General features: G+C 72.3%; 20 protein-coding genes. 12 read left to right on the top strand and 8 right to left on the bottom strand.

What is annotated here, in order from left to right; genetic code table 11:
- Positions 1–13: 13 nt before the first annotated feature.
- Genes ACN27G_RS20550 through ACN27G_RS20540 form a run of 3 tightly spaced genes read right to left on the bottom strand, consistent with a single transcriptional unit; the run spans position 14 to position 4213 of the window.
- Positions 14–682, bottom strand: coding sequence for a response regulator transcription factor (locus ACN27G_RS20550; RefSeq protein WP_130460771.1), 669 nt, complete (start codon positions 680–682; stop codon positions 14–16).
- Positions 683–689: 7 nt separating this feature from the next.
- Entirely contained in the window at positions 690–2384 is a 1695-nt protein-coding gene (locus tag ACN27G_RS20545) for a GAF domain-containing sensor histidine kinase (RefSeq protein WP_421494398.1), read from the bottom strand.
- Positions 2385–2398: 14 nt separating this feature from the next.
- Entirely contained in the window at positions 2399–4213 is a 1815-nt protein-coding gene (locus ACN27G_RS20540) for an AMP-dependent synthetase/ligase (RefSeq protein WP_421494397.1), read from the bottom strand.
- A gap of 227 nt (positions 4214–4440) precedes the next feature.
- Here ACN27G_RS20540 and ACN27G_RS20535 point away from each other — a divergent pair, with 227 nt between their 5' ends.
- The 6 genes from ACN27G_RS20535 (at position 4441) to ACN27G_RS20510 (ending at position 9211) form a co-directional block, all read left to right on the top strand.
- On the top strand, positions 4441–4902 hold the full coding sequence (locus tag ACN27G_RS20535) for an SRPBCC family protein (protein WP_421494396.1): 462 nt from the start codon (positions 4441–4443) through the stop codon (positions 4900–4902).
- 255 nt (positions 4903–5157) lie between these two features.
- Complete coding sequence (locus ACN27G_RS20530) at positions 5158–5925, top strand: hypothetical protein (protein WP_421497402.1); 768 nt, start codon at positions 5158–5160, stop codon at positions 5923–5925.
- A 104-nt stretch (positions 5926–6029) separates the two neighbouring features.
- Complete coding sequence (locus ACN27G_RS20525) at positions 6030–6977, top strand: ROK family glucokinase (protein ID WP_421494395.1); 948 nt, start codon at positions 6030–6032, stop codon at positions 6975–6977.
- Positions 6978–7060: 83 nt separating this feature from the next.
- Positions 7061–7747: an endonuclease/exonuclease/phosphatase family protein gene (locus ACN27G_RS20520; protein WP_421494394.1), complete on the top strand. Its 687-nt coding sequence runs from the start codon at positions 7061–7063 to the stop codon at positions 7745–7747.
- 141 nt (positions 7748–7888) lie between these two features.
- Positions 7889–8194 (top strand): putative quinol monooxygenase, encoded by a 306-nt coding sequence (locus tag ACN27G_RS20515; RefSeq protein ID WP_421494393.1) that lies wholly within the window; start codon positions 7889–7891, stop codon positions 8192–8194.
- A 27-nt stretch (positions 8195–8221) separates the two neighbouring features.
- Positions 8222–9211, top strand: coding sequence for an alpha/beta hydrolase (locus tag ACN27G_RS20510; protein ID WP_421494392.1), 990 nt, complete (start codon positions 8222–8224; stop codon positions 9209–9211).
- A 20-nt stretch (positions 9212–9231) separates the two neighbouring features.
- On the opposite strand, the gene ACN27G_RS20505 is transcribed toward ACN27G_RS20510, so the two are convergent.
- On the bottom strand, positions 9232–9897 hold the full coding sequence (locus ACN27G_RS20505; RefSeq protein WP_421494391.1) for a TOPRIM nucleotidyl transferase/hydrolase domain-containing protein: 666 nt from the start codon (positions 9895–9897) through the stop codon (positions 9232–9234).
- A gap of 292 nt (positions 9898–10189) precedes the next feature.
- On the opposite strand from ACN27G_RS20505, the gene ACN27G_RS20500 reads away from it, so the two are divergent.
- Complete coding sequence (locus ACN27G_RS20500; protein WP_421494390.1) at positions 10190–11590, top strand: flavin-containing monooxygenase; 1401 nt, start codon at positions 10190–10192, stop codon at positions 11588–11590.
- On the top strand, positions 11587–12393 hold the full coding sequence (locus ACN27G_RS20495) for an alpha/beta hydrolase (protein WP_421494389.1): 807 nt from the start codon (positions 11587–11589) through the stop codon (positions 12391–12393). The genes ACN27G_RS20500 and ACN27G_RS20495 overlap by 4 nt, the downstream gene beginning before the upstream one ends.
- Positions 12394–12462: 69 nt before the next feature.
- Here the strand turns inward: ACN27G_RS20495 and ACN27G_RS20490 are convergent, their stop codons facing one another.
- Together ACN27G_RS20490 and ACN27G_RS20485 are read right to left on the bottom strand one after the other, a co-directional pair.
- Complete coding sequence (locus ACN27G_RS20490; protein ID WP_421494388.1) at positions 12463–13878, bottom strand: alpha,alpha-trehalose-phosphate synthase (UDP-forming); 1416 nt, start codon at positions 13876–13878, stop codon at positions 12463–12465.
- Positions 13879–14097: 219 nt separating this feature from the next.
- Positions 14098–14961: a DUF308 domain-containing protein gene (locus ACN27G_RS20485; protein ID WP_421494387.1), complete on the bottom strand. Its 864-nt coding sequence runs from the start codon at positions 14959–14961 to the stop codon at positions 14098–14100.
- A 260-nt stretch (positions 14962–15221) separates the two neighbouring features.
- Between ACN27G_RS20485 and ACN27G_RS20480 the strand changes: the two genes are divergently transcribed.
- On the top strand, positions 15222–15953 hold the full coding sequence (locus ACN27G_RS20480; RefSeq protein WP_421494386.1) for a lysophospholipid acyltransferase family protein: 732 nt from the start codon (positions 15222–15224) through the stop codon (positions 15951–15953).
- Between the two features lie 97 nt (positions 15954–16050).
- Here the strand turns inward: ACN27G_RS20480 and ACN27G_RS20475 are convergent, their stop codons facing one another.
- The gene (locus ACN27G_RS20475) at positions 16051–19788 is read right to left on the bottom strand and encodes an AAA family ATPase (protein WP_421497401.1); all 3738 of its coding nucleotides are present in this window, start codon (positions 19786–19788) and stop codon (positions 16051–16053) included.
- Between the two features lie 270 nt (positions 19789–20058).
- Between ACN27G_RS20475 and ACN27G_RS20470 the strand changes: the two genes are divergently transcribed.
- On the top strand, positions 20059–20244 hold the full coding sequence (locus ACN27G_RS20470; protein ID WP_421494385.1) for a hypothetical protein: 186 nt from the start codon (positions 20059–20061) through the stop codon (positions 20242–20244).
- Between the two features lie 128 nt (positions 20245–20372).
- Here the strand turns inward: ACN27G_RS20470 and ACN27G_RS20465 are convergent, their stop codons facing one another.
- Complete coding sequence (locus ACN27G_RS20465; protein WP_421494384.1) at positions 20373–21065, bottom strand: Crp/Fnr family transcriptional regulator; 693 nt, start codon at positions 21063–21065, stop codon at positions 20373–20375.
- A gap of 482 nt (positions 21066–21547) precedes the next feature.
- Between ACN27G_RS20465 and ACN27G_RS20460 the strand changes: the two genes are divergently transcribed.
- Positions 21548–22057, top strand: coding sequence for a polyadenylate-specific 3'-exoribonuclease AS (locus ACN27G_RS20460; RefSeq protein WP_421494383.1), 510 nt, complete (start codon positions 21548–21550; stop codon positions 22055–22057).
- A gap of 175 nt (positions 22058–22232) precedes the next feature.
- Entirely contained in the window at positions 22233–23261 is a 1029-nt protein-coding gene (locus tag ACN27G_RS20455; protein WP_421494382.1) for a 6-phosphofructokinase, read from the top strand.
- The last annotated feature ends 82 nt before the right edge of the window (positions 23262–23343 follow it).

The following is a 23343-nucleotide window of genomic DNA, read 5'->3' as shown; positions in this document are numbered from 1 at the left end:
GGCCGGTCGACGGTCAGAACTTCGGGGCGTCCGGCGCTTCGAGCAGGCCGAGCCGGAGGGCGGTCATCAGGGCCTGGGCCCGGTTGGCCGCGCCGAGCTTCTCGTAGAGCTTGGAGATGTGCGTCTTCGCCGTCGACTCGCTGACGAAGAGCTGCTTGGCGATGCCGGCAACACTCATCCCGTCGGCCAGCAGGCGCAGCACCTGACCCTCCCGGGGGGAGAGCTGCGGGCCGGACGGAGCGAGCCGGCGCTTCATCGCCTCGGCGAGGTCGGCGGCGGTGAACGCGCTCGGGGAGGAAGCGGCGTGCCGGGCGGCGGCGACGACCTCGTCGGCGGGCGCGGTCTTCGGGACGAACGCGCTCGCGCCCGCCTCCAGGGCGCCGAAGAGCTGGTCGTCGCCCGCGTACATGGTGAGCACGACGATCCCCATGGTGGCGCTGGACTTGCGCAGCGCCCGGGTCGCCTCCAACCCGCTGCCGTCGGGAAGGCGCAGATCCATGATCACTACATCGGGTTGCAGGGCGCCGGCCTGCCGTACCCCCTCGGCAGCGGTGGCGGCCTCGCCGACGACCTCGAACTGCCGGTCCCGCTCGAACGCGTGCCGTAGGCCCTTGCGGATCAGGTCGTGATCGTCGACGAGCAGGACCTTGGTCCGAGTGGTCGGCGTGGGGCTGGTGGTCATGCTCGGGTTACTCCCCTTCTGATGCGGTGACGCTACCGCGCACGTTATCGCGCCGGGGCGAGCCTCCGAGCACCACTGCCACCGTCGTGCCGCTGGGGTGTCGCGGACTGATCTCTAGCCGGCCCCGGATACGTTCCGCCCTCTCCGCCATGATCGCAAGACCATACCTGCCATCGGGGCGCTGGTCAGCGATGCCCTGACCATCATCCGACACTTCAATCTGGGCGAATGGGGGATCCACGGCACAGGTGACCCAGAGGTTCGACGCGCCGGCGTGCTTGCGGGCGTTGGTGATCGCCTCCTGCGCGATGCGCAGCAACTCCGCCTCGGTGGCGGCCGGCAGTCGGGCGGTCGACTCGTCGAGGGTGTAGTGCACCCGCAGCCCGGCGGAGGCGCCGACGGTGCGGGCGTACTCGGCGATGGCGGCGGCGAGCCCACCGTGCCGGTCGACCTCGCTGCGCAGCTCGAAGAGGCTCAGTCGCAGCTCGGTGATGACCCGGGTCACCTCGCCGCGCAGCGTACGCAGCTCCTCGGCGGTCTCCTTGGCCTCCTCCGGGAGACTGGCCAGGGCGTTGTCGATGCCGTAGCCGACCATCACCAGTTCCTGGGCCACCCCGTCGTGGATCTCCCGGGCGAGCCGCTGCCGCTCCTCGTTGGTGGCGAGCGACCGTACCTCGTCGAAGAGCAGCGCCGCCTCCAGACGCAGTGCCGCAGGGCCGGTGATCGCGGTGACCTGGGCCACCACCGGCGGCGGGTAGGCGGCGGCGACATCGGCCTCCAGGGTGACCAGGCCGACCGTCCGGACCCCGGCGACCAGCGGTACGACCAGTGCCGACACCTCCCCACCGGGATGTGACCGGGCCTGCGACCGGTGTGCCGTCTGCGGCTGCTGACTGGCCCAGGCGTCCGCGATCGCCGAGTCGGCGTCCAGCGTCGTCTCCCAGTCGACCCGCTCCACCCCGGCCTGGGCGAGCACGACGAGCCGGCCGCCACCGCTGGCGGAGAGGACCGCCGCCCGGTCCGCCCGGGCGACGCCGCGCAGCTCCTCGATCAGGTGCTCCGAGATGCTGCCCGGATCGAGGGTGGCCCCCGGCAGCTGCCTCGCGACGCTGCGCAACTGGGTCAGTAGCCGGGTCGCCTCGGTGTACGGCGGCGGCTTGTTCTCGCCCCGGGCATGGATGATCCGCTGCAGCGAGCCCGCCGCGAAGAGGCCCAGCGCGGCCAGGATCACCCACTGGGCCGCCACCGTCAGATATCCGACCTGACCGATCTGCGGCCCGTCGCCGCCGCCGGTGAAGAGGCCGCTGAACACCAGGGTGGCGGCAGCGACCACGATCAGCCCGACACCCTCCCGGGTACGCCGCTGCAACGCCGCCACGGTGAGCGGTACGGCCAGATAGGGCAGGATGGCCGACGCTCCCACACCCGGCATCGGCGTACCGATGTTCGCTGCCGCGGCGACCTGGCCGGCGGCCAGTCCCACCAGCACGACCTCGGCGAACCGGCCCAGCGGGGCCAGCAGCCGGTGCCCGGGGGCGACCACCGCCGGGACGCCGGCGACGGCGAGCAGGGCGACCCAGCGGAGCTGCCCCGGTTCCCTGGTGGCGATCAGGGTCAGCACCGCGACGAGCGCGAGCATGACGACCCTGGCCGCCGCCGCGAGCGGGTGGGGGCGGGGGAGGGCGGAGGTCGAGGCGGGCACCTGACGGATGGTAGTCAGTCGCCGTATATCCCGGCGATTTCCGCCGAGTATGTCTTCTCCACGACGCTCCGCTTGACCTTCATCGACGGAGTCAGCTCGCCGGTGGCCTCGGCGAAGTCGCGGGGCAGGATCCGGAACTGCTTGATCGACTCGGCCCGGGACACCGCCTGGTTGGCCTCGTCCACGGCGGTCTGGATCTCGGCGCGTAGCTGCGGGTCGTCCCGGAGCTCTCCGACCGGGGTGTTCTCCGGGCGGCCGTGCTCGCGCAACCAGCCCGGCAGGACCTCCTCGTCGATGGTGACCAGCGCGGCGACGAAGGGGCGGCGGTCGCCGACCACCATGCACTGGCTGACCAGCCGGTGCGCCCGGATCCGGTCCTCCAGCACGGTCGGGGCGACGTTCTTGCCGCTCGCCGTGACGATGATCTCCTTCTTCCGCCCGGTGATGCAGAGGTATCCGTCGCTGTCGAGCTCACCGAGGTCACCGCTGTGGAACCAGCCGTCCGGGGTGAGCACCTCGGCGGTCGCCTCCGGGTTGTTCCAGTAGCCCTGAAAGACCACGTCCCCCTTGATCAGGATCTCACCGTCGTCGGCGATCCGGATCGTCACGCCGGGCAGGGGGCGGCCGACCGTACCGATCCGGGTCGCGCCGGGCAGGTTCACCGCCACCGCCGGGGAGGTCTCGGTCAGCCCGTACCCCTCGTAGACCAGCACCCCGACGCCCCGGAAGAAGTGCCCGAGCCGGGCGCCGAGCGGTGCTCCGCCGGAGATCGCGTTGCGGCAGCGTCCGCCGAGCGCGGCCCGTAGCTTGCGGTAGACCAGCCGGTCGAAGACCCGGTGCCGCAGCCGCAGCCCCAGGCTCGGCCCGGACGGCGTGTCCAGGGCCTGGCTGTACGCGATCGCCACCTGCTCCGCACTGGCGAAGATCTTGCCCTTGCCCTCGTCGTTCGCCTTCTGCACCGCCCCGGTGTAGACCTTCTCGAAGACCCGGGGGACCGAGAGCACGAAGGTCGGCCGGAACTCTTTCAACTCGTCGACCAGCTTCTTCACGTCGACGCTGTGCGCCACGGTGGCCCGGGCCCGCACCGTGCCGATCTGGATCAGCCGGGCGAACGAGTGCGCCAGCGGCAGGAAGAGCAGCGTCGACGCGCCCTCGTTGAACAGGTTCGGCAGCACCGGGATGGCGTTGCAGATGTCGGAGAGCATGTTCCGGTGGGTCAGCACACAGCCCTTGGGGCGGCCGGTGGTGCCGCTGGTGTAGATGATGGTGGCGATGTCGCCGGCCTTGACCGCCTTGCGCCGCAGGTCGACCTCTGCCGGGTCGACCCGCTCGCCGAGCGAGACCAGCTCGTCGAGGCCGCCGACCTCGATCTGCCAGACGTGCTCCAGGCCGGGCAGCCGGTCCCGCACCCCGGCCAGCGCCATCGCGTGCCCGTTGGTCTCCAGCACGCAGGCGACCGCGCCGGAGTCGGAGAGGATCCAGGCGACCTGCTCCGGGCTGGAGGTGTCGTAGATCGGCACCGGCACACCGCCGGCCGTCCAGATGGCGTAGTCGACCAGGGTCCACTCGTACCGGGTCCGGCACATCAGCCCGACCCGGTCGCCCGGGTTGATTCCGGCGGCGACCAGCCCTCGGGCCACCGCGACCACCTCGTCGCGGAACTGCCGGCAGGTCACGTCGGTCCAGCCGTCCTGCCGTCCGGCCGCGTCGACGGCCCGACGGACGAACTGCACGCTGTCGGGGGCCTCCTCGGCGTTGTCCCAGACCGGGTCGGTGAGGTTGGCAGCGTCGCCGACGGTGACCTCCGGGGGGACCGAGAACTCGCGCACCTGCACTCCCTCGTGCTCGTTCGACCTCGTGCTCGTTCGACCTTGTGCTCGTTCGACCTTGTGCTCGTTCGATCTCGTGCTCGCGTCGACCCCGCCGATGTCGGCCGGTCGGGCTATCCGCAACCTACCTTCGACCGGTCCGGTCCGCCCGAGCAGGTGGTCGACCGGGCACGAACAGGTCGAGATGGTCGGCCGGATCCGCCCCGGCGCGGGGTAGCCTCCCGGACATGGCGGATTCCTCCACCCAGTCGATCGTCATCGCCGCGCCGCCGGCCCAGGTGACGGCGGTGATCTGTGATTTTCCGCGCTACCCGGAGTGGACCGACGCGGTCAAGCGGGTGGAGGTGGTCGAGGAGTACGAGGACGGCTATCCCGCCAGGGTCCGGTTCGTGCTCGACGCCTCCGTGATGACCGACGAGTACACCCTGGCGTACGAGTATGCCGAGGACATCTCCCGGATCGAGTGGCACCTGGTGGAGCCTTCCCGCATGCAGAAGGTCCAGAACGGGTCGTACGACATCGAGGACAACGGGGACGGCACGTCGACGGTGACCTACACCCTGGAGGTCGAGTTGTCGGTCGGCATGCTGGGGATGTTCCGGCGCAAGGCAGAGAAGATGATCATGGATGCCGCGCTGACGCAGCTCAAGCGGCGCGTGGAGACTATGAAGGGAGCCGGACCGGCGTAGAGGGAGCGGATCATGGTAGACAGCGGTTCGTCCGGACGGGCGACCGATCCGGGTTCTGCCCGGGAGGAGGCCGAGCGGCTGGTCGCCGCCGCGCTCGCGATGGCCCGTTCGGCGGCGTCGGAGGCGCGGGACCGGGCCGGCGCGTTCGGCCCGCTCGGCCAGGTGCTCTCCGACGTTCTGGGCCAGGCCGGCGGCGTACCGCCGTCGAGCCGGCCGGAGTCGAGCCGGCCGGAGTCGAGCGGACCCGAGCGCACCGTGCCCGAGCCCGTCCAACCCGAGCCCGCCCAGCGCGAGGCAGCCCAGCGCGAGGCAGCCCAGCGCGAGGCAGCCCAGCGCGAGGCAGCCCAGCCCGATGCCGGCCGGTCCGATGCCGGCCGGTCCGAGCCGGCGGGAGCGGGGTTCGCCGCCGGTTTCGCCACCGGTGATCCCGAATGCTGTGTCTGCCCGGTCTGCCGGTCGATCGCGGCGCTGCGCGACCCGAGTCCGGATCTCGTCGAGCGGCTGGCCACCGGCGCGGGCGACTTCGCTGCCGGGGTGGCGAGCCTGCTGCGTGCCCTCTCCTCGGTCACCAGTTCCAGCGGCGGCCGCGCCGGTCCCGGCCTGGAGAAGAGTCCCGGCCGGCAGGAGGGTGCTGGCCGGCAGGAGGGTGCCGGTGACCAGGCCCGACCGGCGGCGGACGGGAGCGCGTCGGGGACCGGCCGGGTGACCGCCGACACCGGCCCTACCGGCGGGTCCGGCCCGGAGCGTGACGCCGTGTGGCGCGAGGCGACCCGTACCAGGCATGATTCGTGGCCGGCGGACGAGCCGGACGACGTCTGGGCGGCCGCCACCCGTGCCGAGGCCGGTTCCCGGGAGACGGGGGCGGCCGCCGGTCCGGACCGGGCGACCCCGGCCGGGACGGAGCCGGCCCGGCCCACCGGGCCGCCGGCCACCGGACGACCACCGGTACCCGCGGCGCGGACCCCGGAGGGACCGGTCGGTAGCGGTCCCGGTGAGCAGGCCGGACCCGGCGAGGGCGGCTGACCGCCGGGACGGGGCCGCCGGTGGCCGCGGAACGGGCGGCACGGTACGGCGGCAGTGGCGGACAGTGACCGCAGGGGTGCGGTGTGGCAGAGGGGAGCGGCTCGGTGACGCTGACCATCGGAGTCGACGTCGGGGGCACCAAGGTGGCCGCCGGGGTCGTCGACGTCGAGGGTGAGGTGCGGGCACAGCTGCGCCGGGACACCCCGGCCGACGACGTCGCGCGGACCCGGGACGTGATCGTCGAGGTCGTCAAGGAGTTGGCGGCCGAGCACGAGGTGGCGGCGGTGGGCATCGGTGCCGCCGGCTGGATCGACGCCGACCGGTCGACGGTGCTCTTCGCCCCGAACATCGCCTGGCGGGACGAGCCGCTGCGCGACTACGTCGGCAACGCCGTGGGCCTGCCCGTGATCGTCGAGAACGACGCCAACGTCGCGGCCTGGGCCGAGTTCCGGTACGGCGCCGCCCGGGACGCCGACGACTCGATGGTGCTCTTCACCATCGGTACCGGTGTCGGCGGTGGCATCGTGCTCGGTGGCGAACTGTTGCGGGGCGCGCACGGCATCGCCGCCGAACTCGGGCACATGCTCTCGGTGCCGGAGGGGCACCTCTGCGGCTGTGGCCGGCTCGGCTGCATCGAGCAGTACGCGAGCGGCAACGCCCTGGTCAGGTTCGCCCGTGCCGGTGCACGGCAGGAGCCGGCCCGAGCCACCATCCTGCTCGATCTGGCCGGCGGTGACGTCGAGGCGGTCAGCGGGCCGATGGTGACCGCCGCCGCCCGCTCCGGCGACCCGGTCTCGGCCACCGCGTTCGCCCAGATCGGGCACTGGCTCGGCATCGGTCTGGCGGACATGGCGCAGATTCTCGATCCACAGGTGCTGGTCGTCGGGGGCGGGGTGGTGGAGGCCGGTGACCTGCTGATGGGGCCCACCCGGCGATCCTTCATGGACGCCCTGGCCGCGCGTGCCAAGATCCCGGTGGCCGAGATCCGCCCGGCGGAGCTGGGCAACTCGGCCGGCATGGTCGGCGCCGCCGACCTGGCCCGGCGGCGGTAGCCGGAACGGAATGCTGTTAAGAAGGGGCCCTTCTTCTACCGAAAGCGATAAGAGGGGGCCCTTCCTTACTCGAAGGGTATTCGATGCGGCTGCGGGTGGTCTCCTACAACGTGCACGGCCAGCGGGACGACGTCGACGCGTTGGCCGGGGCGGTCCGGGCGCTGGAGCCGGACGTGGTGATCGTGCAGGAGGCGCCGCGTCGGTTCCGCTGGCGGCACAGGTGCGCCGCCCTGGCGGACCGGCTCGGTCTGGTGGTCGCGGCCGGTGGCCTGCCGTCGCTGGGCAACCTGCTGCTGACCAGCTTGCGGGTCCGGGTCTACCGGACCTGGTGCCGGCAGTTTCCGCTGACGCCGGGCCGGCACATGCGCGGTGCGGTTTTCGCCGAATGCGGGGTCGGGGCGTCCCGCTTCGTCGTCGCCGGCTCGCACCTCTCCACCGACCCGACCGAGCGTCCCGGTCAGGCCGCACTCTTCAAGCAGGAGTTGACCGCGCTGCGGCTGCCGGTGGTGGTCGGGGCCGACCTGAACGAGAATTCTGGCGGCGGTGCCTGGCGTACCGTCGCCGACGGGCTCACCGACGTGGCGGTGGTGGCCGGCGGCGAGGGGCGGTTCACCTTCCCGTGCCCGCAACCGCGCGACCGGATCGACGCGCTCTTCGTGGATCCCCGGATCGACGTACTCGACTACGACGTGGTGGACTCCGAGCAGACCCGGCGGGCGAGCGACCACTTCCCGATCCGCGCCGATCTGCTGCTGCCCGCCGCCGGTTGACCTGATCCTCGCTATAGCGAGAGGATCAGGCAAGAGAGTGCGAGCATCAATCTAACGTTTCTCCTGGTCAAGCTGATTTCATGGGATTGTCGATATCCCAACAGCGCTTCATTAGCGCCATGACCGAGGAGAACGCCAGCCATGGCCGTCAACCACGGGTTCCACGCCACCATGACCGCCCGACCGGGCAGGGGCGACGAGCTGGTCGAGCTTCTGCTCGACGCGCCGTCCCTGCCGCAGCAGGACTGCGTCGTCTTCCTGGTCGGCCGCTCGGCCAGCAACCCCGACGTCGTCCACGTGACCGAGGGCTGGACCAGCGAGCAGGCCCACGGCAGGTTCTTCGCCTCCGAGCAGGCGCAGGCACTGGTCGCCAGGATCCAGCCGCTGCTCGCCGGAGAGTCCCACTACACCGACGAGGTCCCGGTCGGCGGCAAGGCCGCCTTCTGAGCTCGCTGACCCGAGGAAGGACGCACCATGACTCTCGCACGACCTGACTTCGACCCCGAACTGCGCGTGTTGCTCGCCGGCATGCCGCTCGGGTCCGAACTCGACCCCGAACTGCTCGCACAGATCCGACCGTACGCGTCGACGCCGATCGAGCCGTTGCTCGACGGTCGGGCCGTCGACCGGCGCGAGGTCATCATCTCCGGCCCGGACGGCGCGCCTATCCCGTTGTCGGTCATCAGCCCGGCCGGGGCGAGCGGTGCCACCGCGGCGCCGTGTGTCTACTGGATCCACGGCGGCGGGATGGTGATGGGGGACCGCTACTCGCAGATCGACATCCCGCTGGAGTGGCTGGACCTGTTCGGCGCCGTGGTGATCTCGGTGGACTACCGGCTGGCGCCGGAGGTCGGCGGCACGACCCTGGTCGACGACTGCTACCACGGCCTGGTCTGGGCCGTCGAGCACGCCGCCGAGCTGGGCATCGATCCGACCCGCGTCGTCGTGGCGGGCGCGAGTGCCGGCGGCGGCCTCGCCGCCGGGGTGACCCTGATGGCACGCGACCTCGGCACCCCGCCCATCGCGGCCCAGGTGCTGATCGGCCCCATGCTGGACCACCGCAACAGCAGCACGTCGAGCCGGCAGTTCTCCGGTGGACCGGGTGTCTGGACCCGCGAGATGAACGAGTTCGGCTGGCGATCGGTGCTCGGCGACCGCACCGGCGGGCCCGTCTCGCCGTACGTCTCACCGGCGCTGGCGGGCGACCTCGCCGGCCTGCCCACCACCTACGTCGACGCCGGCTCCGCCGAGGTCTTCCGCGACGAGGACGTCGACTACGCCAGCCGGATCTGGGCGGCCGGCGGCCAGGCCGAACTGCACGTCTGGGCCGGGGGCTTCCACGGGTTCGACGCGCTGTATCCGCGGGTGCCGGTCTCGGCCGCCGCCAGGCGGACCCGCAACGACTGGCTCGCCCGCGTACTCACCACGGTTTCCGGCGGAGACACCGCGGAACAGGTCAGCTGACCATGCTGACATCCGGTGGGTCAGACGGTGGCGAGCAGCGCGTCGAGCGGCCGGGGCAGGCCGTCCCGGCCAACCGCCGTCTCGACGAGCAGCCGTGCGTAGCGCAGCTTGCGGCGCGAGCCGCTGCCCAGGAACCGTCGCATCTGCGCGTCGAGTGGCCGGCCGCGCCAGGCGGGCTGGGCCTGCAACGAGCGGAACGACCCGAGATCGCCCTCCGCGTCGAAGAGGACCTCGACCGCCGCGGCACCGACGGCGCGGATCAGCTCGTCCTCCAGATCGTCGACGCAGACGTGGAATCCCAGGTATTCCATCCCACCGAAGGGGGCGGACGCGCCGAGCCGGGCGGCGAGGCCGCGCCGGAACAGCTCCTCCTCGCGCCGGTCGCAGAGGCCGGCAAGTCGCACCCGGCCGCCCAGCGGACCCAGTCCCGTCAGGAAGCGGCCGATCGCGTGCGCCCCGCCGATCGGTACGACGACGATCCGTTCCGCATCGAGATCCCGGCCGCGCCCCACGGCGGCGGTTTCCACGGCGATCTGGTCGCTGATGCCCTCGACCAGCACCACCGCGTCGGCGTCGTCGAGTCTTGCCAGGGCGCGGGCAGTTGCCAGGATCGGGGCGTCGGGGCCACTGGCGTAGCCGTCGAGCGCCCTGACGGCGCGCTCACGGCGACGATCGGTGGCGCCCATGCCGGCTCCCGGGCGCATCGGACGGCCCACCGTCCCCGGTGCGCATGCCGGCTCGTCGGGTGGTGACCATGACCGCAATCATCGGTGCTGCCCGTGCCCGCCGACCACGGGTTTACCGCCGCCCGCCGACCACGGGTCTACCGCCGTCGGCGACCACGGGTTACCGCCGCTCGCCCGTCGGCCATGCCGCCGCCTTCCCGTAACGGCGCGCGGCGGGCTGGACAAGGGCGACGGCAGCCGAGAGGATTCCCCCGCACGTCGGCACTCGTGCCGGACAAAAGGAGATTCTTCGGTGTCCACCTTCAGCGACCAGGAGAGCAACGAGCCGGCCGCGACCCTCTGGCGGGACGGGCGCCCGGTCTACGACCGGGGCGGCACCGTCTGTGTGATCGGCGCCGGGGCCAGCGGCCTCACCGCCATCAAGAACCTGAAGGAGTACGGCTTCGGCGTCGACTGCTACGAACGGGAGACCGGGGTCGGCGGGGCCTGGAACTGGCGGCACGACCGCAGTCCGGTCTACGCCAGCACCCACCTCATCACGTCCCGCCCGTTCACGGAGTTCCCCGACTTCCCGATGCCGGACAGTTGGCCGGACTATCCGCACCACAGCCAGCTACTGTCCTATCTGGAGCACTACGCCGACCACTTCGACCTGCGGCCACACGTCTGGTTCGGCACCGAGGTGGTGCGGGTCGAGCCGGCCGAGGGCGACCGCTGGGACGTCACCACCCGTAGCACCGGCGGCTACGGCGCCGAGCGCACCTCCCGCTACGCGGCGGTGGTGGTCGCCAACGGGCACAACTGGGCGCCGAAGATGCCGGCGTACGAGGGGCTGGACGAGTTCCGGGGCAAGGTGATCCACGCGTCGGCGTACAAGGACGCCACCCAGGTGCGCGGCAAGCGGGTGCTGGTGGTCGGAGCCGGCAACACCGGCTGCGACATCGCGGTGGAGGCCGGCCAGCAGGCCGCCAGGTGCTGGCACTCGACCCGCCGCGGCTACTGGTACGCCCCGAAGTACGCCCTCGGCCGTCCGGCCGACCAGGTCAACGACTCCTTCGGGCTCTACCGCCTGCCGCTGCGGCTGCGGCAGTGGATCTTCCAGTGGGTGCTGAGGCTGACCGTCGGCGACCTCACCCGGTTCGGCCTGCCCCGGCCCGACCACCGACTCTTCGAGACCCACCCGATCGTCAACAGCCAGCTCGTCTACCAGCTCGGACACGGGACGATCACCCCGGTGCCGGAGATCGGCCGGTTCCGGCGCAACAGCGTGACCCTGGTCGACGGCCGGGAGCTCGAGCCGGATCTGGTCGTCTTCGCCACCGGTTACCTGCCGCGTTTCGAGTTCCTGGCCCCGGAGCTGATCGGCACCGACGCGACCGGGCGACCCGCCCTCTATCTCAACGCCTTTCCCCGGCGGCACCCGACGCTGACCGTCGCCGGCCTGCTCCAGCCCGACTCCGGCCTGCTGCCGCTGGTGCACTGGCAGACCGTGATGATCGCCCGTTGGCTGCGGCTGCGCGACACCGCCCCGGAGCGGGCCCGCGCCTTCGCCGGCCGGGTCGACGCCGAGGCCGGCAACCGGTGGCACTCCGCGAAGGTCAAGGAGAGCACCCGGCACTGGTTCGAGATCGGGCACATCGACTATCTGCGTGCGGTGCAGCGCACCCTCGACGAGCTGGAGGTGGCGGCGTGACGACCCGGGTGTTGCGGGTGGCGGACCGGGCCCGCCCGGTGCCGGCGGTGTTCCGGGAGGTGCGGGTCGCCACCCCGGAGGCGCCGGAGGGCCGGCCGCCGCTGCTCTTCGTGCCCGGGTTCGGGCACGGGGCCTGGGCCTTCGCCGAGCACTGGCTCGAACACGCCGCATCGCGGGCCTTCCCGGCGCACGCGGTGAGCCTGCGTGGGCACGGCGGCAGCGGGCAGGCACCGAAGGCGACGCTGCGGGCGTACGCGCATGACGTGGTCCAGGTGGCCGCGAGCCTGGACCGGCAGGCGGTGCTGGTCGGGCACGGTGCCGGTGCGCTCGTGGTGGCACACGCGCTGGCCCGCTATCCGGCCCGGGCCGGGGTGCTGGTCGCGCCGGTCTTCGGCGGCTGGAGCACGCTCGGCCTGGCGTTGCGCCGCAACCCCGCCGGCACGCTGCCGGCGCTTGTCGGCGGCCCGCTGCGGCTGAACCACCGGCAGCTGTTCAGCCGGGAGCTGCCGGACGCGGCGGCCCGGGAGTACGCCGGACGGCTCGGCCGGGCCTCCTCCCGGGCGCAGTGGCAACTGCTCCGGCACCGCGCGCCCGAGCCGCCGGTGGGCAACCCGCCGATGCTGGTGCTCGGCAGCCCCGACGACCGGGTGGTGCCGGCGTCGGCGCTGACCCGTACGGCGGCCCGGTACGGCGCCGCCCCGCTGCTCTTCCCCGGCATGGGCCACGACATGATGCTCGACGCCCGCTGGCGGGAGCCGATCGACGCCATCCTCGACTGGCTGGAAAAAAACGAAACCCGGTAGGGCGATTCGTGATCAGGGAGCGCTCGGCCTGCTCTGGCGAGCCGACCGCTCCCTGATCAGGGAAGACGGTCAGGTGGTGGTGAGCCGGTTGGCGAGGTGGCCGCTCTGGTCGAGGGCGGTCAGGTAGGAGCGGGCCCAGGCCCGGATGTCGTGCACCCGCAGCTGTCCGCGCATCGCCCGCATCCGGGACGTCAGGTCGGCCGGGGTGGCCTGGATCGCGTGCATCAGGGTCAGCTTCAGCCCCTCCAGGTCGTGCGGGTTGACCAGGAACGCCTCCGGAAACTCGGCGGCGGCACCGGCGAACTCGCTGAGCAGCAGCGCACCACCGTCGTCGACCCGGGCCGCGACGAACTCCTTGGCGACCAGGTTCATCCCGTCACGCAGCGGGGTCACCGCCATGATGTCGGCGGCCCGGTAGAGTGCGGTGAGCTCGGCCCGGTCGAAGGGCTGCGTCAGGTAGTGGATCGCCGGCTCACCGACCCGGCCGAACTCGCCGTTGATCCGGCCGACCTCCCGCTCCACCCGTTCGCGGAGGATCTGGTACTGCTCGACCCGTTCCCGGCTCGGGACCGCGACCTGCACCATCACCGTGTCCCGCACCTTGACGTGCCCGGTGGCGAGCAGCTCGCTGTATGCCTTGAGCCGCTGCTCGATGCCCTTGGTGTAGTCCATCCGGTCGACGCTGAGCAGCATGTGCTGCGGGTCGCCGAGGTCCTGGCGGATCCGGGCGGCCCGGGTGACCACGTCGGGACGGTTGGCCAGCGCCTCCATCTCGGTCATGTCGATGGAGACCGGGAAGGCGCCGATCCGGACCACCCGGTCGTCCACCGCGATCCGCCGGTCGGTGGCGGCCAGGTCGAGCACCTTGGTGGCGAGTTGCGCGAAGTTGTGCGCCGCCTGCGGGCGCTGGAAGCCGACCAGGTCGGCGCCGAGCATCCCGAGTAGCAGCTCGGCGCGGCGGGGGAGCTGCATGAAGAGCTCCGGCGGTGGGAACGGCACGTGCATGAAGAAGCCGATCCGCAGGTCGGGGCGGATCGCCCGGAGCAGGCCGGGCACGAGTTGCAGGTGGTAGTCCTGCACCCAGACCACGGCACCGGGCTCGGCCGCCTCCGCGGCGGCCTCGGCGAACCGCTGGTTGATCCGCTGGTACGCCTCCCACCAGCGACGGTGGTAGACCGGCTGCTCCACCGCGTCGTGGTAGAGCGGCCAGAGCGTCGCGTTGGCGAAGCCCTCGTAGTGGTCGCGTACGTCCTCGGCGGCGAGCGGCACGGTGTGCATGCGTACGCCGTCGACGTCGGCGAGCAGCGGGGCCGGGCCGGTGCCGCCGGCCCAGCCGACCCAGGTCGCGGGGGTGTGTTGGAGCAGGGGGTGCAGGGCGCTGACCAGCCCGCCGGGGCTGCGGCGCCATTCGCAGGCGCCGTCCGGCGCCACGCTGTCGTCGACGGGCAGCCGGTTGGCCACCACCACGAGGGAACTCTGTCGCAATCGGGCACCTCGTTCCGGGCGAGGCGACCACCGCGAATAATGAGCGATCGGGCAGTCGTGAGGGGAAGGTAACTTACAGCAGTATTCCTACTGAGGCGAAATTACGCGAGTGTTACGGGTTGCCTCCACAGCGCGAGGAATCTCGCGATCTGGACGCCACGGGTCAGAGTGCCGGGCGCCAGCGCACCCGGTCAGCGCGCCGGGTCGGACCGCGCAGGGTCAGACCACCGCGCCGTCGTCGGGGTCGTCGTCGTCCTCGTCGGTGCCGGGCCGCAGCCGCCAGATCAGGGTCACGAAGCCGCCGAGGATCCCGGCGAACCCGAGCATGGTGACCAACCCCCGGTCGATCGGGAGCAGGTGGGGGAAGAGGAAGAGGGCGAAGCCGGCGACGATGGCCAGCGCCCCGACCACCGCGTACTTCGAGAGCCGGGGCAGTGGCGGCGGCGGTGGCGGGACGTAGCGCTCCTCCTGCTCGTCGGGGAGTCCGGCGCCGAAGGTGTCCAGGCCGTCGAGGAGTGACCCGTCTCCGTCGGTCCGCCCGCCGACGGAGATCCCGGAGATGTCGGTGGCCGAGGGGAGCCGGCGGGCGCCCGGGTCCGCCGGTCCGGGGGCCTCCGGGCCGGGCCTGGCGCCCGGGGTGCCGGCGGCACGCTCCGGCGGCTCGCCGACCGACACGTCCTCGACGGCCGGCCAGGACCGGTGGTCCGCCGCGACCTCGGTGTGGTAGCCGGCGACGATCCGGGCCCACTCCGCCTCCACGTCCGGGTCGCGGTCCGGGTCGGGGCGGGGGGCCGGTGGCTGGGTCGGGGACTCTTCGTCGGCGAGCTGGGTCAGGTAGTCCCGGGCGGTGGCCAGGAAGCTGCGGTCGACGTAGAGCCGGTCCACCGGCCGGGGCGGCACGGTGGTGGTCCGGGTCACCGGGTTGAGATCGGCGGAGGGTTGCAGGTATGCCGCGATACCGCCGGCGGCCAGCACATCCAGCAGGTGTTCACCGAGCCGCGGGTCGACGTCACCGGCGACGGCGTACTCCGTCGCCTCCAGTCCGTTGTCCCGCCGTCCCCGGCGGGCGCCGCCCGCTGACACCCGACCCCCTCCTCACCGGCCCCGGCGCGCGGCCGTGTTCGCGACCGCGGCTCGCGCCTGCGTGCCGTGCAATGAATCGTGACACGGCGGGCACGGGTTGCGGGAGTGCGTTGTGGCGCGGCGTACCCGCTTCGTAGGCTTCTTGCCGACAGTTCCCGCCCGCGGCTTTCCCGGCGGCGGCGCGACGCGCACCCGTGCGCCGCGCCGGCCGGCGGCCGGCGGCCGACGTGGGGACGTGCGGGATCTCGGGAAGGACACTGGTGCTGTACGGGCTGATGAAGTACGTCGTCCTCGGGCCCTGGCTGAGGTTGGTCTTCAGGCCGCAGGTCGAGGGGAGGGAGAACGTCCCCGCCTCCGGTCCGGCGATCCTCGCCAGCAACCACCTGTCGTTCTCCGACTCGATCTTCATGCCACTGATGGTCAAGCGAAAAGTGACCTTCGTCGCGAAGGCCGAATATTTCACCGGCAAGGGGCTGAAGGGCTGGCTGGTGAAGATGTTCTTCGTGGGGACCGGCACCATCCCGGTGGACCGCACCGGCGGGCGGGCCGCGCAGGCCGCGCTGGAGACGCAGCTCACGGTCCTCCGGGCCGGCAACCTGGCCGGGATCTACCCGGAGGGCACCCGCTCGCCGGACGGCCGGCTCTACCGGGGCAAGACCGGGGTGGCCCGGCTCGCGTTGGACAGCGGTTCCCCGGTCGTCCCGGTGGTGATGCTCAACGCCGACGAGATCCAACCGCCCGGGAAGCTGCTTCCGAAGATCAAGCGGGTGAAGATCAGGTTCGGTACGCCCCTGGACTTCTCCCGCTACGCCGGCATGGCCGGTGACCGCTTCGTCGAGCGGGCCATCACGGACGAGATCATGTACGAGCTGATGGAACTCTCCGGCCGCGAGTACGTCGACATCTACGCCCAGAAGATCAAGAACCAGCAGCTGAAGACGGCCGGCCCGCCCGCCATCGTCGCACCCCCCGCCGACTCCCTGGCCGCCTGAAAGGAAGGGCCCCCGCTTATCGTTTTCTGTTGTAGCGGGGGCCCTTCCTAACACTTCAGCCGAGGGCGGTGCCGGGCAGCGCTGGTGCTGCCGGGCGTCAGGAGGCGAGCATCGGGGCGTCGGTGTCCTGGGCCGGCCCGCCCTCGCCGAGCCGGAGCAGACCGGGCATCCGGTTGCGCAGCGCGAATGCGCGTACCTCGGCCAGCGCCACCTCGGCGGCGGCGTCCTCCCCGGCCAGGGCCAGCTCGGCAGCGGCGAGCGCCAGCCCCAGCATCCGGTCGGTGACGTCCGGGATCTGCCGGTAGGTCTCCGCCGCCGCGGTGTAGAGCTGCCCGGCGCGGGCGTGGTCGCCGTCGGCGCCGGCCAGCGCCGCCGTCACGGTCTGCACCGCCGCCTCCGCCCAGAGCGTGGAATGGGTGACCGAGTCGAGCATCGCCCGGACGCGTACCGCCGAGTCGCGGCCGGCGAGCACGGCGGCGTACGCGGCGGCCGGTATCCACTCTCCGCTGGCCAGCGCCGGCACCCCCGCCCACGAGTCGGCGAGCTCGTCGAGAAGCCCGGCCGCCTCCCGGTCCCGCCCCTGCAATGCCCGGCAGAGCGCGCCCAGGGCCAGCATGTTCCAGTGCAGCCGGTGGAAGCCGCTGCGCCGCGCGGTCTCCAGGGCGTCCGTCACGTCGTCCGGAGCGCGCATCCCCGGCCGCCCACCCGCCGGTCCGTTCAGCGCCGCGCCGGCCGGTCCGTTCAGCGCCGCGCCGGCCGGTCCGCTCTTCGCCCCGGTGGCCGGTCCGTTCTTCGCCGCGCCGGCCGGTCCGTTCAGCGCCGCGCCGGCCGGTCCGCTCTTCGATCCGCCGGCCGGTCCGCTCTTCGCCCCGGTGGCCGGTCCACCCTTCGGCCCGCCGGTTGGTACCGGCTCGTCGCGGAGTACCCGCAGGTATGCCCGCATCCCGCGGATCTGCATGTCCCAGCGGCCGGCCGGGGTGTCCACGAACCCGTCGGCCACGGTCAGCAGCCGGCCGATGTCGCCCTCGTAGTAGGCGCGGGGCGCCTCCGCCGAGCCGCCGGTCGAGAGCGCCTCGGCCTGGGCCAGCGCCGGGCAGGAGGCGACCAGCTCGTCGGCCCGGATCCAGTCGCCCTCCTCCCGCATGGCGTGCGCGAGGTTGCGTACCACCCGGGGCAGCACGACGAGCTGGGACTCCTGGCAGAACCGCAGGATGCTGTGCAGCTCGTCCAGCCCGGCCCGGTCGCCGGCCTGGTAGCGGGCGGTCGCCACCGTGATCCGCGCGTCGGTCCGGGTCTCCAGCAGACCCAGCCGTTGCGCGATGTCCGCCGCCGCGCCGGCCGCCGCCACCGCCGGGTCGCGCTCGTAGTTGAGCATGTGCAACCGGCCCAGCTCGGCGTAGGCGTCGGCCTTCTCGGCGGTGTCCGGCAACGCGTCGAAGAGCTCGACGGCACGGTCCAGGCAGGACAATGCCTCGCCCCGGTCGGCGCTCAGCCAGGCAGCCTTGCCGAGCAGGGTCCAGGCCCGCGCCGCGCCGCCGTGGTCGGCGTACGCGAAGAGCCGCTCGGCCAGCGCGTGCAACTGGTCGGTGCCGCCCCCGGCGAGGAAGGCGGTGCCGTCGCGGAAGTAGTTGATTTCGGTGAGCAGCAGCTCCAGTCGCAGCCGGTCGACCGGGTCGCCGTCGTCGGCCAGCCCGAGCGCCCGGGCGGCGTGGTTGGCCGCGGCGTCGAGCGCGTGCAGGGCGTACGCCCGGCGGGCCGCCCGGTGCAGCGCCTCCCGGGCCGGTGCGGCGTACCGCTCGGTCTCCACCCCGAGGGTGTGGGCGATCTCGTGCGCCGCCCAGCGGTGGTGGGCGAGCACCTCGGCCAGGTCGGTGTCCCGGCCGCGGGAGAGCCCGGCCAGCCAGTCGGCGGTCCGCTCGTGCCGGGCGACCCGCTCGGTGCGGGGCAGCCGTTGATAGCAGACGTCCCGGACCAGGATGTGCCGGAAGCGGAACTCCGGCTGCCCGGCCATTGCCGAGCTGGACTGCTCGTGCACGAAGTCCCGCTGCTCCAGCCGGCGCAGCGCCCGCTCGACCGACTCGACCGGTTGGCCGAGCGCGGCCGCGACGGCGCCCGGCCAGAACTGCATGCCCACCACCGAGGCGGCGAGCAGCACCATCCGGTCCGCGCCGTCGAGCAGGTCCACCCGGTTGGCGATCACCGAGTGCACGCTGTCGGGCATCGCCAGGTCGTGCTGCTTCTCCAGCGACCAGCCCCGGCCGGACTGGCGCAGCGCGCCCTGCTCGATCAGCATCCGCACGTACTCGTGGGCGTAGAGCGGGTTGCCGTCGGCGACCTCGACCAGCGGGCTGAGCATGTCGGTGGAGAAGGCGGCCTGGCCGAAGATGTGCCCGTAGAGCGAGGCGATGCCGCTGTCCCGGAGCGGCGGCAGCGTGACGGTCAGCGAGGCGGCGATCGTCCCGGCCCAGCTCGGCTCCCGGCTGACCAGTTCGGGGCGGGCGGTGCAGAGCAGCAGCAGCGGCACGCTCTCCGCGTACGCCCCGAGCAGTTCGACGAAGTGCAGCATCGCCTCGTCGGCCCAGTGCAGGTCCTCGAAGACCAGCACCGTCGGCTGCCGGGCGGCGAGCGCCACCAGGAACCGGCGCCAGGCCGACTCCGCCTCCTCGGCCGGCAGGGTCGGCCCGGGCAGTCCCACCACCGGGCGCAGCGCGTCCATCAGCCGGTCCGCCGGACCGCGGCCGACCAGGTCGACAAGTGCCGTCTCCAGCCGTCGGGCCGCGGTGGCGGCCGGATCGGTGTCGAGGATCCCGGCCTCCGCCTTGACGATGTCGGCCAGCGCGGCGAAGGTGACGTTCTCGCCGAACGGCCGGCAGCGGCCGATCCGCCAGGTCACCGGCTCGTCGGTCAGCCGCTCGGTGTGCCGGAACAACTCCCGGACCAGCCGGCTCTTGCCGATGCCGGCGTGTCCGAGCACCGTGACGAGCTGCGGCAGCCGGTCGCGGATGGAGCGGTGCATGGCGTTGACAAGCAACCCCAGTTCGTGTTCCCGGTCGATCAGCGGAGTGCTGTCCGGCTCGCGGTCCGGCGGCTGCCGGTCCACCGGCGCCAGCGCCAGCCACACCTCGGTCGGGCTCGACCGGCCCCGCAGCGTCACCGGCGTCTGCTCCGCGTAGCGGACCGCGTCCCGGGTCAGCGCGTAGGTCGTGCCGCAGACCAGTACGCCGCCGGGCGGCGCCACCGACTGCATCCGGGAGGCGGTGTTCACCACGTCACCGGCGACGATGGCCTGGCCGCCGTCCCGCGCCGCCGAGACGTCGACAAGCGCCTCGCCGGTCGCCACCCCCACCCGGAACCGGAGGTCGTCGGCGCCGGTCGGGGTCAGCCGGGTCAGCACCCGCTGCAACTCCAGCCCGGCGCGGACGCAGCGCAGCGGGTCGGTCTCGGTCGCCACCGGCGCGCCGAAGAGTGCCATCACGGCGTCGCCGATGTATTTTTCCACCACCCCGCCGTACTGGCCGATGACGCGGCGGGCCGCCGAGAAGAAGGCGGTCTGCATGCCCCGGACCAGCTCCGGATCGGCCCGCTCGACGTACGGGGTGAAGTCGATGAGGTCCACGAAGAGCACGCTGACCCGCCGCCGGTCCTCCTGGGACAGCGGGGCGGGACGGCCCGACGGAGTTGGCCGGGGCTTGCCACAGGCCGTGCAGAACGCGACGTCAGCCGGCAGCGGCTGGTCGCAGTGCGGGCAGCTCGGCGTCAGTTCGGTGCCGCAGCCGCCGCAGTATCGGTCGCCGACGGCAGCGACTCGGCCGCATCTGGTGCAGGTAGCGGAGATGCCGTCCTCCTACAGCGTCGATGGGACGTGCTGTTCGGCGGGGCGGCGCCGCCCGGCCGTGGCGGCGGCCGGCCGGAAACTCCGGCGAGTCACCGGCGGTCGCGCGGTCGCTCGCCAGCGGTCGCGCGATCCTGGAATTACCACCGCCGAGTATCAGGGCCGGCACCGGGTGTCCGGAACCGGGCTGTTGGCTAGCGGACAGTCCTGCCCATAGTGATCCAAGATACAGTCATTGGCGCCTACCTATCGACGAGTTATGGAGGATGGGCAATGGTGTACGTCCGACTGGAGAAGGAATGGACCGACGCCGACGGCGTCGGCCACTCCTCGGGGGACATGGTTGACGTGGACGCCGCCACGCTGGCGAAGCTGCAGGCCGCCGGGGTGGTCGGCGGAGAGGGCGGCGACGGGAAGGGCGGCGGCGGGGAGACGACCAACTGGCCGGGGGCGACCTGACCGGTCCGGCCCGACCCGGTCGGGCCGCCGGGAGCCGGACGGTGGGACCGGTCGGGCCCGGTCGCACCTTCTGGACGTGTGTGTCGTGCTGGACGTGAGTGTGTCGTGCCGTGGGTCGGCGGACGGGTTCAGCGTTCGGTCATGCCGGCGCGGCGGCGCAACGCCGCCACGTCGGTCACCACGATCCGCCGTCCCTCGGTACGCAGCCAGCCCCGGCTGGCGAACGAGCCGATCGCCTGGTTGACGCTCTGCCGCGAGCCGCCCGCCATCTCCGCGAGCTGGCTCTGGTTGAGCTCTATGGTGATCATCGGTGCCTGGCTCTCGCCGGCGAGCCGCACCAGCGTCTTGGCGACCCGGCCGGGCAGGTCGAGGAAGACATGGTCGGCGTTCTGCTCGGTCAGCCGCCGGATCAGCCCACCGAGCGACCGCATCACCGCGTCGAGGATCCGGGGGTTGGAGTGCACGAGCTCCATGAACGCCCCTCGGGACAGTGCCAGGGCGGTGCAGTCCTCAATGGCCTCGGCGGAGGCCGACCGGGTGGAGGCGTCGAGCAGGGAGACCTCGCCGAGCACATCCGGCGGCCGGATCACGTTGAGCACCGCGCGCTCGCCGGTCGGCGCGGTGCGGAAGACCGCGACCGCCCCCCGGCGCAGGACGATCAGGGACTCGCCGGGATCGTTCTCCACGAAGAGCAGCTGTCCCTTGCGGTAGGTACGCGGCACCGCCGCGGCGATCACCCGTTGGCGCACCTCGGGCTCGAGGCCGGCGAACATCTCGACGCCGGTGAGGGCGTCGCCCGGCTCAGGCAGGCGAATCTCCACGGCTCAACCCCTCCCCGGTAAAACCACAGTATTGCTCTCGGTCGACCCGCAACCGACCGAAGAAGCAAGATGAAACTGATACCGGTAGGGTCCGGCAGCGGTACACATCAGATCATGACGGCCCTGTCGCTTGCTGTACACCCCCGAAATCACTTCTGTGACAGTTCTGTCGCTGACCAGGGGGCATTCTGATGTCAGATCCGCCACTGGGTGGGGGCCATACGGGGGCGTGGCGGATACGAGGGGGCGCGGGGAGGCCGGGGCCGGTCGGAGGGCGCGAGTCCGCTGGCCGGCTGCGGCGGACGGGTACCACCCGGCGTGGGGGCGCCGGGCTGCCCGATGGAGGAGGCGTGGTGATCCGCCGACACATCCGGATCACCACGCCGACCCCTCGTCGCGGCCGACCGGGCACGCCGACGCCGAATGGTGGAAATTCCACCCCGATTCCCGCACGGCGGGACGCATGGGCGAGGATGGCGGCGATGGTCTACCGCTATTTCTACGACTGCGAGTTCATCGAGGACGGCCGGCTCGTCGACCTCGTCTCTATCGGCGTCGTCGACGAGTACGGCCGCGAGTTCTACGCCGTCTCCACCGAGTTCGACGACTCCCGCGCCGTGCCCTGGGTGCGCCGGCACGTGCTGGACAAGCTCCCGTCACCGGGCGACCGGGCCTGGCGCTCCCGGGAACGGATCCGGGACGATCTCTACGAGTTCCTGATGGAGCCGGTCCGGGGCCGGCCGGGGGAGCGGATCGAACTCTGGGCCTGGTACGCCGCGTACGACCACGTGGCGCTCGCCCAACTCTGGGGCGCCATGCCGGCGCTGCCCCGGGAGATCCCCCGGTTCACCAGGGAGCTGCGCCAGCACTGGGAGGACCGGGGAAGCCCGCCGTTGCCCGAGGCCGCGGCCGGGCGGCACGACGCGCTTGTCGACGCCAGGCACAACCTCGCACGGTGGCGGGCCATCCAGGCCCGGCCGGCATCGTCCTGAGCCGCGCACGAATCCGTTGCCGAAAGGGTCCGGGGCGCGGTGGTCCGCCCCCGGGCGGGCGACTACAGTGCGCAATGACGGCCCGCCCCGGGCCGGCAACGACGCCGACGGTCTGACCTGACTCGCACCCTGGGGCTCGCGGGCTCACTCGTTGCTCCAGGAGGAGAAGCAGATCATGCGTATCGGCGTGCTCACCGGTGGTGGTGACTGCCCGGGTCTGAACGCGGTGATCCGAGCGGTGGTGCGTAAGGGCGTCGCCACCTACGGCCACGAATTCGTCGGGTTCCGGGACGGCTGGCGCGGCCCGCTGGAGGGGCTGACCAAGCCGCTCGGCATCGCGGAGGTGCGGGGCATCCTGCCGCGCGGCGGCACGATTCTCGGCTCCTCCCGGACCAACCCGTTCAAGATCGAGGGCGGGGTCGAGCAGATCAAGACCAACCTGGCGCAGCAGGGCGTGGACGCGCTCGTGGCGATCGGCGGCGAGGACACCCTCGGCGTCGCCACCAAGCTGCACGAGCTCGGCGTCCAGGTGGTCGGCGTACCGAAGACGATCGACAACGACCTGGGCGCCACCGACTACACCTTCGGGTTCGACACCGCGGTCAACATCGCGATGGAGGCGATCGACCGGCTGCACACCACCGCCGAGAGTCACCACCGGACCCTGGTCGTGGAGGTGATGGGCCGGCACGCCGGCTGGATCGCCCTGCACGCCGGCCTCGCCGGTGGCGCCAACGTGATCCTGCTGCCGGAGCGGCAGTTCGACGTCGACCAGGTCGCGACCTACGTCGAGAAGCGGTTCCAGAAGCAGTACGCCCCGATCGTGGTGGTCGCCGAGGGCGCCCTGCCGCTCGACGGTCAGATGCGCCTGCAGAACCAGGAACTCGACGCGTTCGGGCACGTCCGCCTGGGTGGCATCGGGCAGTGGCTCGCCGACCAGATCGAGGCGAAGACGGGCAAGGAGGCCCGGACCGTCGTACTCGGGCACATCCAGCGCGGTGGCACCCCGACCGCCTTCGACCGGGTGCTCGCCACCCGGCTCGGACTTCAGGCGATCGATGCGGTCAACGAGGGCGACTGGGGCAAGATGGTCGCCATGCAGGGCACCGACATCGTCCGGGTGCCGCTGGCCGAGGCGACCCGTGAGCTGAAGACCGTGCCGCTGGAGCGCTACACCGAGGCCGAGGTCTTCTTCGGCAGCTAGCAGCGACCGGCGGTGGCGGGGTGGCCCGCGGGCCTCAGCAGAGCCTGCGGGCTTCACCGAGCCTGCGGGCCTCAGCAGAGCC

This window comes from Plantactinospora sp. WMMB334 (assembly GCF_049179095.1).
GTDB lineage: Bacteria > Actinomycetota > Actinomycetes > Mycobacteriales > Micromonosporaceae > Plantactinospora.
This window is presented reverse-complemented; position numbering and strand designations above follow the sequence as displayed.

Coding starts and splice junctions, on each gene's coding strand:
- ACN27G_RS20520 (WP_421494394.1), top strand. CDS start 7,061: ATGCGGCTGCGGGTGGTCTCCTACAACGTGCACGGCCAGCGGGACGAC.
- ACN27G_RS20535 (WP_421494396.1), top strand. CDS start 4,441: ATGGCGGATTCCTCCACCCAGTCGATCGTCATCGCCGCGCCGCCGGCC.
- ACN27G_RS20460 (WP_421494383.1), top strand. CDS start 21,548: ATGGTCTACCGCTATTTCTACGACTGCGAGTTCATCGAGGACGGCCGG.
- ACN27G_RS20550 (WP_130460771.1), bottom strand. CDS start 682: ATGACCACCAGCCCCACGCCGACCACTCGGACCAAGGTCCTGCTCGTC.
- ACN27G_RS20505 (WP_421494391.1), bottom strand. CDS start 9,897: ATGGGCGCCACCGATCGTCGCCGTGAGCGCGCCGTCAGGGCGCTCGAC.
- ACN27G_RS20515 (WP_421494393.1), top strand. CDS start 7,889: ATGGCCGTCAACCACGGGTTCCACGCCACCATGACCGCCCGACCGGGC.
- ACN27G_RS20510 (WP_421494392.1), top strand. CDS start 8,222: ATGACTCTCGCACGACCTGACTTCGACCCCGAACTGCGCGTGTTGCTC.
- ACN27G_RS20455 (WP_421494382.1), top strand. CDS start 22,233: ATGCGTATCGGCGTGCTCACCGGTGGTGGTGACTGCCCGGGTCTGAAC.
- ACN27G_RS20470 (WP_421494385.1), top strand. CDS start 20,059: ATGGTGTACGTCCGACTGGAGAAGGAATGGACCGACGCCGACGGCGTC.